The 490-nt window shown below is 43.9% G+C and carries 1 protein-coding gene; it reads right to left on the reverse strand.

The features are described 5' to 3' along the window. On the reverse strand, positions 1 to 473 hold a 473-nt coding region (locus ACYVRA_RS08595), incomplete at its 3' end, for a DUF3160 domain-containing protein (protein ID WP_461252304.1). Positions 474 to 490: the final 17 nt, after the last annotated feature.

The raw sequence follows: 490 nt of genomic DNA on the forward strand, positions 1-490 counted from the left end.
TCCCCGAAATACGCAAAAAAATAACTGGTTACATCATGCTCCCACTCATTAGAGATTTCCCATGAATTGGTATGGTAGAGTATGAAAGATTCAAGATTGCTTTCCCTTAAAAGCCGGTCCGCGGTTTTTGATCCAAAGACTTTCATAATATCAAGGCCGTTGACCATGTTACGGTTCATAAGTCTTGGCGGAGAGACAAAATGATGTATTTCACTGTCCAGAGTATAACGCTGGCCGAACAGCCGCCATCCTGTCGGAGGAAGGCGATCCTCAGGATTACTCCCGCCGTCATAAACGCCCTCGAATAAAGAAGAACCTGAAATCGCCGGAGCGCGTAGTTCTTTGTAATCTTTTGAAATAAAAGTTTCCAGTTTTACGGAATCATTGTACCACTGCATAAAACCGGCGCCCTTGATTTTATTCCATAGCGGGGCGAGTTCATAAAAACTGATGTCATCGGACGCGCCTATAATCTACGTAATCTTGAACT

Source organism: Treponema sp. R8-4-B8, from assembly GCF_054786175.1.